We start from the raw sequence: 13,601 nt of genomic DNA on the forward strand, positions 1-13,601 counted from the left end.
TGATCGCGAAGAGTCCGGCCCGCCGTGGCGAGCCGGACTCTTCGCGATCAGGGGGAGGCCCTGTCGATAGGTCAGAGGGTGGTGCCGTTGGCTCCGCCGGAGGGCTTCGCCCGGGAGGTGGAACCCGTCGGCGTCGAGGGCGACGACGGAGCCGTCGTACCCGATCCGGCGGTCGTACCCGCGAGCTTGCTGTCGGAGTCGGAACCCAACGCGGACGTGCCGTTGTCCTGCCCCAACTTCTCCGCGAGCCTGGTCTGGCTCAGGCGGTCCTTGCCCTCGCTGTAGAGGCGGTTGGCCTGCGCCTGGGCCACCCCGGCGGCTTCCTGCACCGTGGGGTGGTCAAGGACCTTGCGCCCCTTGACGACCAGCTCCTCGTACTTCTCCCGGCCCGCGCGGGCGCCCAGGACGAAGCCCACAGCCACCCCGCCGACGAACCACAGCTTTCCGCGCATGGCGGCTCCTTCCGTGCTTGACGCGAACCGTGCCCCCGGATGTCCCCGGTGGTCGGCCGTGTCGCGCCTGCGTCGTCTGTCCCCAGCTCAGTACCCATCCTCCACCAAGCTCATGCGCGAGAGCGTGAAGCCTCGCTATTTGTCCCGATATCTAGGGGCTCCCGCGTCGCTGGTCCGGACACCCCGGCCCCGGGGGCGATAACCCGGTAGCCCACCACCCCCGGGTGTCCTGTACTCTTGTGCCGTCGCACGGCGCCGGAGAGATCCAGTGCCGGACACACCGCGATCCCCCGTAGCTCAATTGGCAGAGCAGCCGGCTGTTAACCGGCAGGTTTTTGGTTCGAGTCCAAACGGGGGAGCTTTCCCAAATCCCGCCCGCCGGCCCCGTCGGCGGGCATCGTCGTATCTGGGACCCGCTCATGACCCGGTCCCTGTCGCCCGGGCGTCCGCCCGGGGCCGATACGCGGCCGCAGCATCGGGTGCGGCATGACACGCGGGTGGTGAGGGAATGGCCGGATCGCGCAGGCGTGCCGTCCTGCTGGTCGCCGCCCTGCTCGTCATCGGCTGGCTGGTGGTCGGCGCGGTGTCCGGGCCGTACGCGGGACGGCTGAGCGAGGTGGCCACCAACGACAACGCCGCGTTCCTGCCCTCCGACGCCGAGGCGACCCGGGCCCAGCAGCTGGCCGACCGCTTCGTCGCGCGGCAGACCACCCCGGCGCAGGTCGTCTACAGCCGGGACAGCGGGATCACCGACGCCGACCGGCAGCGCGCAGAGGCCGACGCGGCGCGGTTCGCCCGGGTGCCCGGGGTGGTGGCGCCGCTGCCGCCGCCGATACCCAGCGAGGACGGGCAGGCGCTCCAGGTGATCGTGCCGATCGACAACACCGCGGGGGACCAGGTCCGCGAGGTCGTCGAGGAGTTGCGCCGGATCGCCGGCCACGGGGGCGGCGGGGAGACCGTCGTCGTCGGTGGTCCGGCGGGACTGCTCAGTGACCTGATCGAGGTCTTCTCCTCGATCGACGGGCCGCTGCTGCTGGTCACCCTCGTGGTGGTGCTGGTGATCCTGCTCGTCGTCTACCGCAGCCCGATTCTGTGGGTCATCCCGCTGCTCGCCGCCGGCCTGTCGTACGCGCTCGCCTCCCTCGCCGTCTACTTCCTGGCGAAGGAAGGCGTGATCATGCTGAACGGGCAGGCCCAGGGCATTCTCACCGTGCTGGTCTTCGGTGCCGGGACCGACTACGCCCTGCTGCTGATCGCCCGCTACCGGGAAGAACTCTGCCGGCACAAGGGGACCGTCCAGGCCATGGTGGTGGCCTGGCGCGGCGCCGCGCCGGCGATCTTCGCCTCCGGCAGCACCGTCATCGCCGGGCTGCTCTGCCTGCTGCTCTCCAGCCTCGCCTCAAACCAGGCGCTCGGCCCGGTCGCCGCGGTCGGCATCGGCGCCACCCTCGTGGTCATGCTCACCTTCCTCCCGGCCCTGCTGCTGCTGGGCGGCCGCTGGGCGTTCTGGCCCCGTTCCCCGTACGCCGAGGACGCTGCCTCGGTCGGCCGGCTGTGGAAGCCGGCCGCGAACTTCATCGCCCGCCGGTCCCGGCTCGTCTGGGTGGTGACCACCCTGTTCCTGATCGGGCTCGCCGTCGGGCTGACCCAGCTCGGGGCCACCCGGCTGGGCCAGTCGGAGCTCTTCACCGGCCGGACCGACTCGGTGATCGCCCAGGAGGTGATCGACCGGCACTACCCCGGCGGGCTGGGCAGCCCGGCCACGATCTTCACCGCGGAGGGCACCGTGGACCGGGTGGCGGCGGCGGCCCGGTCGGTGCCGGGCGTCGCCGAGGTCCGGGCCGTACCGGCCGCCGACGCGGCACCCGCCGCCCCGGCGGCGCCGGGCATCCCGGCGCCGCCCGCCGGCCCACCCCGGGTGGTGGACGGGGTGGTCCAGCTCCAGGCGACCCTGACGGCCGCGCCGGACAGCCAACAGGCCGAGCAGACGGTACGGCGGCTGCGCGCCGCCGTGCACGCGGTACCGGACGCCGGCGCGGTGGTCGGCGGCTTCACCGCGATCAGCGTGGACAGCGCCGACGCCTCGGACCGGGACCGTAACCTGATCATCCCGGTGGTGCTCGGTGTCATCGCGGTGATCCTGGCGCTGCTGCTGCGCGCCCTGCTCGCCCCGATACTGCTGATCCTGACCGTGGTGCTGTCCTTCCTGGCCACCCTCGGGCTCTGCGCGCTGCTGTTCCGGTACGTCTTCGGCTTTCCCGGCGTCGACGCGTCGTTCCCGCTGTTCGCGTTCGTCTTCCTGGTCGCGCTCGGCATCGACTACAACATCTTCCTGATGAGCCGGGTGCGGGAGGAGTCCGTCCGGCGGGGCACCCGGGCCGGGGTGCTGCGCGGGCTGGTGGTCACCGGGGGGGTGATCACCTCCGCCGGCATCGTGCTGGCCGCGACCTTCTCGGCGCTCGCCGTACTGCCGTTGGTGATCCTGATCGAGCTGGGCGTGGCGGTCGCGCTCGGCGTACTCCTGGACACCATCATCGTGCGGTCGCTGCTGGTCCCGGCGCTGGCCTACGACATCGGGCCGGCGATCTGGTGGCCCTCCCGGCTGGCCCGCACCAGCGGACCTCCGGACGGCGGCGGGGGAGGACATGCCGGACCTGCCGACCGAGACTGACGTGGTGATCGTCGGCGGTGGACTGGCCGGACTGGCCGCGGCCCGCCGCCTGCACCGGGCCGGTACCCCGTGGGTGCTCGTCGAGGCCGCCGACCGGCTCGGCGGCCGGGTCGCCACCGACGCGGTGGACGGCTCACTGCCGACCGCAGCCTGGGTGGTCAACACCGCCTATCCGCGCCTCGCCGCGCTGCTCGACCTGGCCACCCTGGAACTCGGCCTGTTCACCCCGGGCGTGCTGGTACGCCGGGGTGCCACCCTGCACCGGATGGTGCATCCGCTGCGGGAGCCGCTCGGGGCGGGCCGGACGATGCTGACCGGGCTGGCCGACGCCGCCGGCCTGGGACGGGCCGATCCACCCCTCGGCGACATGCGGCCCCCCACCGCCGTGCCGGACCCTCGCCGGCTGGGCGCCGTCAACAGTGTCGGGCGGGTCAGCGACCGGGTCCGGCTGGCCGCGCTGGCCACCCGCTGCGCGGTCTACCCGGCGGCGCGGCTGCTCGCCTGGCCCGAACTGAGCACCGAGATGGCGCTGTGCCGGGCGGGGCTCTCCGAGCGGATCGTCGAGGAACTGCTCCGGCCGTTCCTCTCCGGTGTCTTCGGCGAGCGGGAGCTGACCACCTCCAGCCACGTCTTCGCGATGGTGCTCCGGTCGTTCGTGCGGGGTCGGATCGGGCTGCCCGCGGCGGGGATCGCGGCGCTGCCCCGGGCCGTGGCGGCGCCCCTGCCGGCGTACCTGCTGCGGCTCAACGTGGCGGCGACGCGGCTGGGGCCGGGGCTGGTGCAGACCTCGGCCGGGAAGATCCGCTGCCGGGCGGTGCTGGTCGCCGTCGACCCGCCGGCCGTGCGCACCCTGCTGCCAACCCTGCGCCGGGTACACATGCACGGGCTGACCACGTACTACCACTCCGCGGTCGAGCCGCCGCTGGACGAGCCGGTCCTGCTGCTCGACGGGGACCGCCGGGAACTGGTCTCGAACACGGTGGTGGCGAGCCGGGCCGCCCCGACGTACGCACCGGCCGGGCGACACCTGATCGCCACCTCGGTGGCCGGGCCGGCACCGCCGCCGGAGCCGATGGTCCGCGCCGAACTGGCCCGGCTGTACGGCCGCCCGACCGACGACTGGGAGCACCTGACCACCGTCACCGTGCCGGCGGCGCTGCCCGCCGCCCCGGCACCGCAGGGACGGCTCCGCAAGGCGGTGGCGATGGGCGACGGGATCTACCTCGCGGGCGACCACCGGGCGAGCCCCTCCGTACAGGGAGCGCTTGCCAGCGGCTGGCAGGCGGCGGGCGCCATCCTCCGCCGGCTGGTCGGTTGACCCTGCTCCGGCCGCCCGCCTGGCGTCACCCCGGCTTCGATGCCGGTTGCTATTCTCGCCCTGCACGGGCTCGCCCCGCGCGGGGCGGTAGCTCAGTCGGTTAGAGCAGGGGACTCATAATCCCTCGGTCGCGGGTTCGAGTCCCGCCCGCCCCACCCTTGCGGAAGACATAGCGGTAGCCCTGGTCGGGAGTGATCTCGAGGAACCAGGGCTACCGCTGTCTTGGGTGTCGAATCCCTCTACGTGCCAGATCTGTGCCAGATCAGGCAGCGGTCGGGCTCGCTACAGCGAGACGATCGCCGAGCAGGGCGTCATCGCCTGGCCGCCGCCACGCAACGGCCCCTGCTGGTGCGGATCGGGAACGAAGTATAAGAAATGCTGCGGCCGAGTGGCCTGAGGGAGCAGCCCGCGTCAGACGGGGTCGACTGCCGTTCCGGCTCGTCACAGGACACCCCGATTGGCGCGTGACCCGGTCGTAGGTAGCGGAAGTGGATTACCGGCGACGGTCGCCGTGCGGTTCGTATGGTGATGCCTCCGGCCCACATACCTCTCTGGCCTGCGGCTTCCCAGTGCGCTCTGATCGGCATGCGGACCATCGCCGCAGCCGACGGTTGGTTCGGCTGATGTCGTCGCCTGGTTACGAGTCGTCGTTGGTATAGCATTGCTGCTATGACCTGGGGTGTCGTTGAGCTGGAGCCGGAGGTCGAGAAGTGGCTGGAAAGCCTGCCAACTGCACTGTTTGCCAGGGCGGCGTTCTACGTCGATCTGTTGGCGGAGCAGGGCCCGCTGCTGGGTGAGCCGTACACGAAGCAGCTTGATGGGAAGCTGCGCGAGTTGCGGTTACCTCGAGCGGCAGGCGGTAAGGGTCACCTACTGGATCGCGTCCGACAAGCGGATCATCCTGCTGACGGTGTTCCACAAGACGCGCATGCGCGACGATCGAGAGGTCGACCGGGCGCGGCGGGCGTTGGCTCGGTGTGTCGACGAGGCGCACCGCGTTGAAGAGGAGAAGGGCTAGGCCATGGATGAACGGGCAGACTGGGCCGCCATGCGCGACCGGCGCATGGCTGAGCCCGGAGCCGAGGAGGCGTACGACGCGGCGCGGCTGGCGTTTGAGCTCGGCCGTGCGGTGCGGGAGCTTCGTGAGCGTCGGGGTTGGAGTCAGTCGCAGCTCGCGCAGACATCGGGGATGACCCAGTCGGCGGTTGCTCGGTTTGAGGCGGGCGGGACCGTTCCGACGTTGCCGGTGTTGGAGCGGTTGGCGGCGGCGTTGGATGTGAGCCTCAGTGTCAGTTTTGAGCCGCGTGACGCTGCGGCTTGAGTCGCTGACCGCGCCCGATTGCGCTCCTATGAAGTTCATCGGGCACCTCCTCGCGCCCGTGACCCGCTCAAACGCAGCGGTAGAAGATCACCAGTGATGGTGGCGACGCGGTTCGCATGGTGATGCCTCCGGCCCACCAACAGCGCCTGAGCTGCGGAAACATGAAACCGGATGTGGCGCTACCCGAACCGTTGCAACCAGGTGTCGCCTGAGCGGTTCGGGGCGGTGGCTAATCGGTCGGCCCGCTGCCCATGATCCTGCGGTCATCGCTCGTGGCAACCACCTGGAGGAGTGGTCCCGAGCTTGGTGCTCTCCGCCGGTGTGCGTCAGCGGATGCGGCCGGCGGCCAGGAGTCGCGGTCGGCACCGCGCTTTATCGGCGGCAGATGAGTGAACCGCGTTCGCCGCCTGCAATGACCGATACGAGGCCGACCGCTGACCGGACTCGCCCTCCGAACTCCGGTGCGGCTGTTCGTTGTAACGGTGCGCGCGGTCGGTACGGTCGCCGCATGGAGACCGCCCGGCCGTCGCAGTTGCCCAGTTGGCTTCTGCTTACGGCCATGTGCACGCTCGGCATCTGCGCGCTGCCAGCCGCCCTGTTTTTTGTGCTGTCCGGCATCTCAGGTGACTCGGGGCCTAGTCCGTTCCTCGTCCTCGGGCTCGGGGTGCCGGCGCTCGTCGCGTATCCCGTCGCGGTGTGGCTGTGGTCTCGGGCTCGACGAGTTCGAAGTACCGGGCAGGCTTGGTTGCTCGCCGCATTCGGCCTATTACTGGTGGTCGGTACCTCGACCCTTCCGGTTGCGCTCCTTGGAGGGGCATTCGTCGAAGAATGGCAGGAGACCCAGCCCGGCGGGCGCGGCTACCAGCCGCCAAACGGCTCCAGGTAAGGCAGGCTGGTCCCCCTCTTGGACACACCGTGCCGCGGCAGTTCGTTATACCGGCCGGCGTCCTGACCGACGCAGCGGCATACGGCGAAAGTGCTGAACCACCAGCGCTGCACTGTGAGCTGCTGTATCTGCAGCATGAGCGCGCGTCCTGTCGCGATGGCTTGACCATGTGACGGGGGGCTCCAAGAGCGTCGACCGCTGGTCCGGCTTCTGGAAGCGGGTGATCGACACGCTGGAGCTCATGGGTCGCTGAGCCGACCGGCGGGCGCCCGCCGTGAGATGGCGGGCGCCCGGGTCGTCAGGCGCGCGGGCCCAGGAAAAGGCCGCCACTCGCGTCGATTACCTGCCCGGTGACCCAGCGCGCGGCGTCCGAGGCCAGGAACGCAACCACGTCGGCGACGTCGCCGGGCCCGCCAAGCCGATCGAGCGCCGTCATTCCGGTGATCAGCTCGGCCAGGCCCGCTGCCTCGAAGACTGGTCCGTTGGTCGCCGTCCGGGTGGCGCCGGGCGCGACCGCGTTCACCGTGATGCCCCGGGTGCCGAGCTGGTTGGCCAAAGTCAGGGTCATCGTCTCGACCGCGCCCTTGGTCATGGCGAACGACGTTTGGGTGGCGTTGGCCATGCGGGTCGCCACGGACGAGATCATGATGATCCGGCCGCCGTCGCGGAGCAGGGGCAACGCCCGCTCGATGATGAAGTACGGCGCCCGTACGTTGACCGCGAACAGATGGTCGAAGGCTGCCCGTGTCGTGGCGCCGAGCGGGCCCGCGGGTGGCGCCGCCGCGTTGTTGACGAGGACGTCGAGCGGCTGCCCGGCCAGGCCGGCCTCAACCCCCGTAAACAGGGTCTCGATATCCTCGTCCACGCCTAGTTCCGCGCCGACGGCGTACGCCGTTCCACCCTCCTGCACGATCTGGTCGACGGTCGCCCTCGCGCCGTCCTTGTCTGTGCCGAAGTGCGCGATGACCATCGCTCCCCGCGCTGCCAGCCGGATCGCGATCGCCTGCCCGATGCCGCGCGAAGCGCCGGTCACCAGTGCAGTCCTGCCGATCAGATCACCCATAATGTTAGTTACTCCCTAGATGTTAGCAGCTACCGGGATGGTAGTGTCTATCATATGATCGAGCAGCACTCAACACTGCGGGAGCAACGGCGGGCCGAGACGCAGCGCATGATCCAGGTGCATGCAGTCCGGTTGTTCGTCGAGCGCGGGTACGACGGCACGACCGTGAACGACGTAGCCGAGGCTGCGGGCGTGTCTGCGATGACGGTGTACCGGCACTTCCCGACGAAGGAGGACCTCGTGCTGGTCGATCAGAACGGCCCACTGGTCGCTGAGCGGATCGCCGCCATGCCCGCCGGGCAGCCCTTGGTGCGCCGCATCGGCAGCGCGCTCGTCGACTCGGCGCGGACGCTGACCGCAGGGGACGACCGGTTCCTGCTGGCGCGCCTGCGGCTGATGATCTCGACGCCCGCCTTGCGCGCCAGGCACCTGGACAACCACTACGTGCTTCAACAGGCCATCGTGGACAGTCTGGGGGACGAGGCCGCCGACCCGGACGCGGCCTTTCAAGCCGAGGCCGCGGCCAGCGCCTGCCTGGCCGCCATGCACGCGGCGCTGGTGCGATGGGCGAAGGACGACGGACGCAGCGATCTGCCCGACCTGATCGCGAAGGCGCTAGCGGCGACCTTCGGCGACGAGATAATCCGGTAGGGGTAGCCGGAGAGAGCCCCGATCAACCGCATCGCGGTGCAAACCACAACTGCACCCCGATACATCAACGGGGATCGAACAAGAGACGATCGATGCGGACATTCGCGACGCACTGTCATCGGCAGAAGATCCACGGCCCTCTACGGTGTGGTCTCGTGGTGTACGACCTGGTCGTCGACGGCGTGCAGCTGGCACGGCCGATCGCCTCGACGGCGGGGGTCATCACGTGCTCCCGTGCACCTTGACGAGTACATCGATGTCCGTTAGACCGGGTGGGGGAACTCCCGCCGGACAATGGAGGACAACGTGGCGCCACACCGTATCGCTGTCACGGTGCTCACTGCCGGCCTGCTTCTCGGCGCTGGCGCCGCTCCGGCACATGCCGCCGCGTCGCCGGAGGTGACGAAGGGGCCCTGCCAGTACACCGAGACTCCGGACGAGCCGGCGGCGCGACCGGTCCCGCTGCCGCGCGATCCCCGGCATACGCCGGACCGTGGCACGGTGACGACCACTCTGATCACCAACCTCGGTCTCATCCCGCTGAACCTCGACCGTGCGCAGGCGCCATGCACCGTGCAGAGCTTCCTGCACCTGGTACGGCACAGGTTCTACAACCGGACCGTCTGCCACCGGCTCACCACCTACCCGACGCTGAAGGTGTTGCAGTGCGGCGACCCATCGGGTACGGGTGCGGGCGGTCCTGGATACCGGTACAGGGACGAGCTGCCGACGGACCTGCCGCCCGCGCCCACCGACCCGACCGGCGAGCGGAAGGTCTACGCCCGCGGAGTGCTGGCCATGGCCAATGCCGGACCGGACACCAACGGCAGCCAGTTCTTCCTGGTTTTCGCCGACTCGGCGCTGCGACCGAACTACACGATCTTCGGCGGCGTGCGGCCACTCGGCCTGCGTACCCTCGACCGGATCGCCGCCGGCGGTGTGGCGCCGACGGCCGAGGAGCCGGCCCCGGTCGACGGCGCTCCGGCCCTGCGCACGGAGATCTGCCTGGCGATCTAGCGTCGCTCAGGCATCCGTGGTCCACCTGAACGCCGCGGCCGCGTGGGTCGCACCTGCGCGGAGGTAGAAGCGGTGGGCTTCGGTTCGCGTGACGCCGGACTCCAGAAAGACGTAGTCGGCGCCCTGCTCGTGCGCCCACGCCCTGGCGGTCGTCAGCAGGATGGTCCCGACGCCTCGGGAGCGCCACTCGGGGTGCACAACAAGATCCTCGATCGAGGCCCGACGACCGAAGCGCACCGACAGGATGTCCAGGTAGACGCTGGCCACGCCGACCAACTGATCCTGAGGCGAGCGGGCTTCAAACAGTGCGCAGTTCTCGTGGGCGAGGATCTGCGCGGTGCGCTCTACGGCGCGGTCGCGGTCCCAGTCCGGGGGACGGCTGCCGGGTGGGTCGAAGAGCCACTCAAGCCCTCTCACGAATTCGGCCTCGGCGCCTCGCTGGGACTGTCGGATCTGGATTTTCATCGGAGCCTCATCAGCTGTCCGGGCGAGCGGCTGGGCGCTCTCGGAGTCGGAGGGAGCCGGTGGTCAAGGTCGTTGAGCTGCGGTGTGTGCCATCCGTGACGGGATGCCTCCTCGGTCACCGCGTGTCTGGTCAAACCGTTGTGGTCGGCCCCGGCGGAGAAGTGGTTCCGTGACATCATGCATGGTCGGCACGCGAACCGGCATGGCAGCATGCGCGCGCTCGGGTGGCCCCGTGACCACCCCATGTCGTGACGCGGCAGCAGTTGGAGCGTCCGTCGCGTGGATGGCGCCCTCTGGTGGCAGGCCCCGGTGCCGACCCGGGCCTCCCGCCCTTATGAGGGGCGATCGAGCAGCCAACGCTCCGCCTGCCGGATCCACAGCAGATGGCATCGAGGCGAAGCCGGGACTCGAACCTCCCTGACGATTGGAGATCGTGGTCGGAGTCGAACCGACGTACAGTCGCTTTGCAGGCGAAGCCCTAACCACTCGGGCACACGATCAAGCCTTGATAGTGCTTGCGAATGTAGTAAGTGTCCTGGTGAGTTACGCCGAACCTTCGAGCGAGGGCCGGATCGAACCTGGGGCATCCGCTTTGTAGGAGCGGCGCTCTACCGCTGAGCTATACGGGTAGGGCGGCGCGCTGCGCCGCACGAGGATCGGACGCACGATGCCGAAGGCGTACCCGCCGCCGACGACGTGTCCGTGGCGAGCCGGCACCTGCCTGGCTCTGGCGACAGGACTCGAACCTGTAGAGGGCTTACACCCGCCGGATCAACAGTCCGGACCGCTACCACATTACGGATTACGCCAGAATGCTCGCGCGGGCGGGACTCCAAGCCGCCTCACCAGCTTGGAAGACCAGGGGACTACCCATGGCCGAACGCGCGTCGCGTGTCCCGAGGAGGATTCGAACCTCCGGCCTTCGCCGTGTCGAGGCAGTGCTCTCCCACTGAGCTACCAGGACGAGTAGTGGGGAATTTTGGCAACGGGTGACCCGGAGCCACCGGGTGATTGGTGGTGCGCCGTGAGGGAGCCGAACCCCCGTCTGCCGGTTGAGAGCCGGCGGTTAGACCACTGGAGCTAACGACGCGTGGCGGAAGGCAGACGAGTCGAACGCCCGTCGTTGCCGACGCCTCCGGTTTTCAAGACCGGCTGGCCCCCACGGGCCGGTACCTTCCACTGTCGGGTTGACAGGATTCGAACCTGCGGCCTCGTCGTCCCGAACGATGCGCGCTACCAAGCTGCGCCACAACTCGATGGTCGGGACGGCCGGGTTCGAACCGACGGCCGCGCGGCTCCCAGCCGCGTGCTCTACCAAGCTGAGCTACGTCCCGAGGTGGACCGCGGAAGGTCGGGGCTCCCCGGTCCCGGATGCGTCAGCCTCCCGCCTCGTCGCGACCGAGGGCAGGCGCCGGGTACATCACTCCCGCCCTGCCGCCGGGCCGGCGCCGGGGAAACGACCTCTCCCGGTAGCCCCGCGCGCCCACCGACTCCGGTACGGGCAGTAGTGTGGCCCGAACTGCGAGCGCGCACCCTATGTAGCCCCGAGAGGATTTGAACCTCCACATGACGCAGCTTCGTAGGCTGCCGCTCTATCCGTTGAGCTACAGGGCCAAGTTCCACCACCCGGATCGGCTGGCGGTACGCCGGGTGTGGCAATTCGCGCACACCACGTCACACTTCTCAATTTCCTTCTTGATCGTTGCCAGAGACCAACCGCGGCGCACCATGTCGCTAACATGCGCCACCTTGTTTCCCCGACAATGGTCGAACTGCAATACCACCAGATCGGGCTCTCCACAGTCAACGCACGGGTTGGCGCGAAGGTAAATCACCAAGAACTCCCGGGCTATTCGGGTCGTTTCGGTATTGCGCTCCCTGGTCCGAGTAAGATACGCCGCCTTATTGTTGGCGTAGTGCTGGCGGGCGTACCGTCGGTGACATACCTTGCACTGCGCATAGTACGAGCGGCCAGTCTTGATCTGTCGCGAGTGGAACTCTTCGAGCGGCTTTTCTTTCTCGCAGTTCGAGCATCGCTTAGTTGTCACCGTACTACGGTACTCGGTTCAACGTTCGTAGCGTCGCGCGCTCTCCAACTGCGCCATGGGGGCACGGTGTCGTCGGGTGGGATCGAACCACCGATCTCCTCGTCATCAGCGAGGTGCCTTGACCTGCTTGGCCACGACGACGTGGCGGAGGGTGTCGGATTCGAACCGACGCCGGAGTTACCCGGTCCGCCTTGGCAGGGCGGCGCGACAGACCTCTCCGCCAACCCTCCCCGGCGCCTCGTATGGGACTCGAACCCACGACCTCCGCCGTGACAGGGCGGTGCTCTGGACCAGACTGAGCTAACGAAGCATGCGTACCCGGAGCAGGAGTCGAACCTGCAACACACCGGTCCTGAACCGGCGGCCTCTACCGTTGGGCTACCCGGGCCTGCGTGGAGTGTCGGGGAGTCGAACCCCGCACGCGAGGCTTGCAAAGCGACGCTGTGCACCAGCACTCACCCCATGGAGCCAGCGGTCCGACTCGCACGGACTACCTCCGCCGTACGAGAGCGGTGCACCACCCGTCGTGCTGCCTGGCGTGGAGCCGGCGGCGAGAGTCGAACTCGCGGCTGCCGGCTTACAAGGCCGGTGCGCCACCATGGCTCGCCGGCGCGGTGCCCTCGGCGCGATTCGAACGCGCACTGTCGGCCGCCTCATGACCGTGCCTCCTGCCGTTGGGCTACGAGGGCGTGAGCTGCGGGCGGAGGACTCGAACCTCCAACCTCCGCGTTCAGAGCGCGGCGTGCTGCCAGTTGCACCAGCCCGCAGGGGCGGCCGGCGGGGTGGAACCCCCCGGCCGCGGTCAGCGCCGGGCGAGCGCGGCCCACGACGGGGCCGCCGGCTCGAACCGCAGAACCATGCCCGCCTCGGCGGGGGTGCGGTCACCCTTGCGCTGGTTGCATCCGTAGCAGGATGCGATGGTGTTGGCCCAGGTGTTCCGGCCGCCGCGGGAGCGGGGCAGGATGTGGTCGTGGGTGCTCGCCTCGGCGCCGCAGTAGCCGCAGCGCCGGTCGTCGCGGGCGAGGACGCCGGACCGCGACCAGGCGGGCCCGGCACTGAACCGCCACCGGGTGACGACGTACCGGACGAGGCGGACCACCTTCGGCATCGGGTAGACGCCGATCAGCCGGTCGGGTTCGGCCTCGTGGATCTCGGCCACCTTGCGGCACAGCATCCGAACCGCGTGGCGGAGACTGACCCGGTGGAGCGGGCCGAGGTCGGCGTTGATGACCAGGACGTCCACCGGATCCTCCCTTCTGTCGTTGTGGCCGGTGGTGTGGAGCGGCTACCCGGGCTCGAACCGGGGACCTCGACGTTGGCAACGTCGTGCTCTACCTGCTGAGCTACAACCGCATGAGAGCCGTTGGCCAGACTCGAACCGGCCACCTCGGGCGTACCGGGCGCGTGCTCTAACACCTCGATCCCGCAGCGAGTAGGGGAGTCGAACCCCTGTTTCCGGGTTTGGAACCCGGCGGCCTGACCGTTGGCCCAACTCGCCATGGTGCCCTCCCCGAGTCGAACGGAGACCTCCCGGGCTTCAACCGGGCGCGCTCGCCGCGTTACGCCAAGAGGGCATGTGCGTGGACCTGCCCGGGTTCGAACCGGGGACCTCCGCCCTGCCAGAGCGGCGCGCTACCTGCTGCGCCACAAGCCCATGCGTCCGGAACCCGAGAATCGAACTCGGTGTCTCCTGTTCCCAGAACAGGCGG

At 69.4% G+C, this 13,601-nt stretch carries 12 protein-coding genes, 21 tRNA genes and 1 pseudogene; 11 read left to right on the forward strand and 23 right to left on the reverse strand.

The window, feature by feature from the left end:
• Positions 1–71: 71 nt before the first annotated feature.
• Positions 72–452 (reverse strand): hypothetical protein, encoded by a 381-nt coding sequence (locus ACQEUR_RS16115; RefSeq protein ID WP_433031259.1) that lies wholly within the window; start codon positions 450–452, stop codon positions 72–74.
• Positions 453–738: 286 nt separating this feature from the next.
• Here ACQEUR_RS16115 and ACQEUR_RS16120 point away from each other — a divergent pair.
• The 9 genes and pseudogenes from ACQEUR_RS16120 to ACQEUR_RS16160 all read left to right on the forward strand — a co-directional run bounded on the left by ACQEUR_RS16120 (position 739) and on the right by ACQEUR_RS16160 (position 6,648).
• A tRNA-Asn gene (locus ACQEUR_RS16120) sits at positions 739–811 on the forward strand.
• A 149-nt stretch (positions 812–960) separates the two neighbouring features.
• A complete protein-coding gene (locus ACQEUR_RS16125) occupies positions 961–3,123 on the forward strand; it encodes an MMPL family transporter (RefSeq protein WP_433031261.1) in 2,163 nt (720 codons plus the stop codon).
• Positions 3,107–4,441, forward strand: a complete 1,335-nt coding sequence (locus ACQEUR_RS16130; protein ID WP_433031409.1) for an FAD-dependent oxidoreductase — start codon at positions 3,107–3,109, stop codon at positions 4,439–4,441. Before ACQEUR_RS16125 ends, ACQEUR_RS16130 begins: the two co-directional genes overlap by 17 nt.
• An 81-nt stretch (positions 4,442–4,522) precedes the next feature.
• Positions 4,523–4,596 (forward strand) — tRNA-Ile (locus ACQEUR_RS16135).
• A gap of 71 nt (positions 4,597–4,667) precedes the next feature.
• Positions 4,668–4,838 carry an SEC-C metal-binding domain-containing protein gene (locus ACQEUR_RS16140; RefSeq protein ID WP_433031264.1) on the forward strand — a complete coding sequence of 57 codons (171 nt, stop codon included), beginning with the start codon at positions 4,668–4,670 and terminating at the stop codon, positions 4,836–4,838.
• A gap of 272 nt (positions 4,839–5,110) precedes the next feature.
• Positions 5,111–5,230 (forward strand): annotated as a pseudogene (locus ACQEUR_RS16145) (hypothetical protein); the annotation flags it as partial.
• Between the two features lie 25 nt (positions 5,231–5,255).
• Positions 5,256–5,459, forward strand: a complete 204-nt coding sequence (locus ACQEUR_RS16150; RefSeq protein ID WP_433031415.1) for a hypothetical protein — start codon at positions 5,256–5,258, stop codon at positions 5,457–5,459.
• 3 nt (positions 5,460–5,462) lie between these two features.
• The gene (locus tag ACQEUR_RS16155; protein ID WP_433031267.1) at positions 5,463–5,762 is read left to right on the forward strand and encodes a helix-turn-helix domain-containing protein; all 300 of its coding nucleotides are present in this window, start codon (positions 5,463–5,465) and stop codon (positions 5,760–5,762) included.
• A gap of 508 nt (positions 5,763–6,270) precedes the next feature.
• Complete coding sequence (locus ACQEUR_RS16160; protein ID WP_433031270.1) at positions 6,271–6,648, forward strand: hypothetical protein; 378 nt, start codon at positions 6,271–6,273, stop codon at positions 6,646–6,648.
• Between the two features lie 298 nt (positions 6,649–6,946).
• On the opposite strand, the gene ACQEUR_RS16165 is transcribed toward ACQEUR_RS16160, so the two are convergent.
• Positions 6,947–7,711 carry an SDR family oxidoreductase gene (locus ACQEUR_RS16165; protein ID WP_433031273.1) on the reverse strand — a complete coding sequence of 255 codons (765 nt, stop codon included), beginning with the start codon at positions 7,709–7,711 and terminating at the stop codon, positions 6,947–6,949.
• Between the two features lie 54 nt (positions 7,712–7,765).
• Here ACQEUR_RS16165 and ACQEUR_RS16170 point away from each other — a divergent pair, with 54 nt between their 5' ends.
• Both ACQEUR_RS16170 and ACQEUR_RS16175 read left to right on the forward strand, forming a co-directional pair.
• Complete coding sequence (locus ACQEUR_RS16170) at positions 7,766–8,362, forward strand: TetR/AcrR family transcriptional regulator (protein WP_433031275.1); 597 nt, start codon at positions 7,766–7,768, stop codon at positions 8,360–8,362.
• Positions 8,363–8,656: 294 nt separating this feature from the next.
• Positions 8,657–9,379, forward strand: a complete 723-nt coding sequence (locus ACQEUR_RS16175; RefSeq protein WP_433031278.1) for a peptidylprolyl isomerase — start codon at positions 8,657–8,659, stop codon at positions 9,377–9,379.
• Between the two features lie 6 nt (positions 9,380–9,385).
• Here the strand turns inward: ACQEUR_RS16175 and ACQEUR_RS16180 are convergent, their stop codons facing one another.
• The 21 genes from ACQEUR_RS16180 to ACQEUR_RS16280 form a co-directional block, all read right to left on the reverse strand.
• Positions 9,386–9,844, reverse strand: coding sequence for a GNAT family N-acetyltransferase (locus ACQEUR_RS16180; protein ID WP_433031281.1), 459 nt, complete (start codon positions 9,842–9,844; stop codon positions 9,386–9,388).
• A 425-nt stretch (positions 9,845–10,269) separates the two neighbouring features.
• Positions 10,270–10,344: transfer RNA gene (locus ACQEUR_RS16185), tRNA-Cys, on the reverse strand.
• 61 nt (positions 10,345–10,405) lie between these two features.
• A tRNA-Val gene (locus tag ACQEUR_RS16190) sits at positions 10,406–10,465 on the reverse strand.
• Between the two features lie 101 nt (positions 10,466–10,566).
• Positions 10,567–10,656 (reverse strand) — tRNA-Asn (locus ACQEUR_RS16195).
• Between the two features lie 80 nt (positions 10,657–10,736).
• Positions 10,737–10,808, reverse strand: a tRNA-Val gene (locus ACQEUR_RS16200).
• Between the two features lie 51 nt (positions 10,809–10,859).
• Positions 10,860–10,934 (reverse strand) — tRNA-Glu (locus tag ACQEUR_RS16205).
• Between the two features lies 1 nt (position 10,935).
• A tRNA-OTHER gene (locus ACQEUR_RS16210) sits at positions 10,936–11,022 on the reverse strand.
• A 4-nt stretch (positions 11,023–11,026) separates the two neighbouring features.
• A tRNA-Pro gene (locus tag ACQEUR_RS16215) sits at positions 11,027–11,100 on the reverse strand.
• Between the two features lies 1 nt (position 11,101).
• A tRNA-Pro gene (locus tag ACQEUR_RS16220) sits at positions 11,102–11,178 on the reverse strand.
• A 205-nt stretch (positions 11,179–11,383) separates the two neighbouring features.
• Positions 11,384–11,458, reverse strand: a tRNA-Arg gene (locus ACQEUR_RS16225).
• Between the two features lie 501 nt (positions 11,459–11,959).
• Positions 11,960–12,033, reverse strand: a tRNA-Ile gene (locus ACQEUR_RS16230).
• A 1-nt stretch (position 12,034) separates the two neighbouring features.
• Positions 12,035–12,122: transfer RNA gene (locus ACQEUR_RS16235), tRNA-Gly, on the reverse strand.
• 4 nt (positions 12,123–12,126) lie between these two features.
• Positions 12,127–12,202, reverse strand: a tRNA-Asp gene (locus tag ACQEUR_RS16240).
• 5 nt (positions 12,203–12,207) lie between these two features.
• Positions 12,208–12,280: transfer RNA gene (locus ACQEUR_RS16245), tRNA-Leu, on the reverse strand.
• A 5-nt stretch (positions 12,281–12,285) separates the two neighbouring features.
• Positions 12,286–12,354 (reverse strand) — tRNA-Ala (locus tag ACQEUR_RS16250).
• Between the two features lie 77 nt (positions 12,355–12,431).
• Positions 12,432–12,503 (reverse strand) — tRNA-Thr (locus ACQEUR_RS16255).
• Positions 12,504–12,586: 83 nt separating this feature from the next.
• Positions 12,587–12,659: transfer RNA gene (locus ACQEUR_RS16260), tRNA-Gln, on the reverse strand.
• 35 nt (positions 12,660–12,694) lie between these two features.
• Positions 12,695–13,135 carry an HNH endonuclease gene (locus ACQEUR_RS16265; protein ID WP_433031284.1) on the reverse strand — a complete coding sequence of 147 codons (441 nt, stop codon included), beginning with the start codon at positions 13,133–13,135 and terminating at the stop codon, positions 12,695–12,697.
• Positions 13,136–13,169: 34 nt separating this feature from the next.
• Positions 13,170–13,245, reverse strand: a tRNA-Gly gene (locus tag ACQEUR_RS16270).
• A 73-nt stretch (positions 13,246–13,318) separates the two neighbouring features.
• Positions 13,319–13,390, reverse strand: a tRNA-Trp gene (locus ACQEUR_RS16275).
• An 83-nt stretch (positions 13,391–13,473) separates the two neighbouring features.
• Positions 13,474–13,546: transfer RNA gene (locus ACQEUR_RS16280), tRNA-Ala, on the reverse strand.
• Positions 13,547–13,601 lie beyond the last annotated feature (55 nt).

Origin of the sequence: Plantactinospora sp. CA-290183, from assembly GCF_050936375.1 — a bacterium.
Taxonomy (GTDB): Bacteria; Actinomycetota; Actinomycetes; order Mycobacteriales; family Micromonosporaceae; genus Plantactinospora.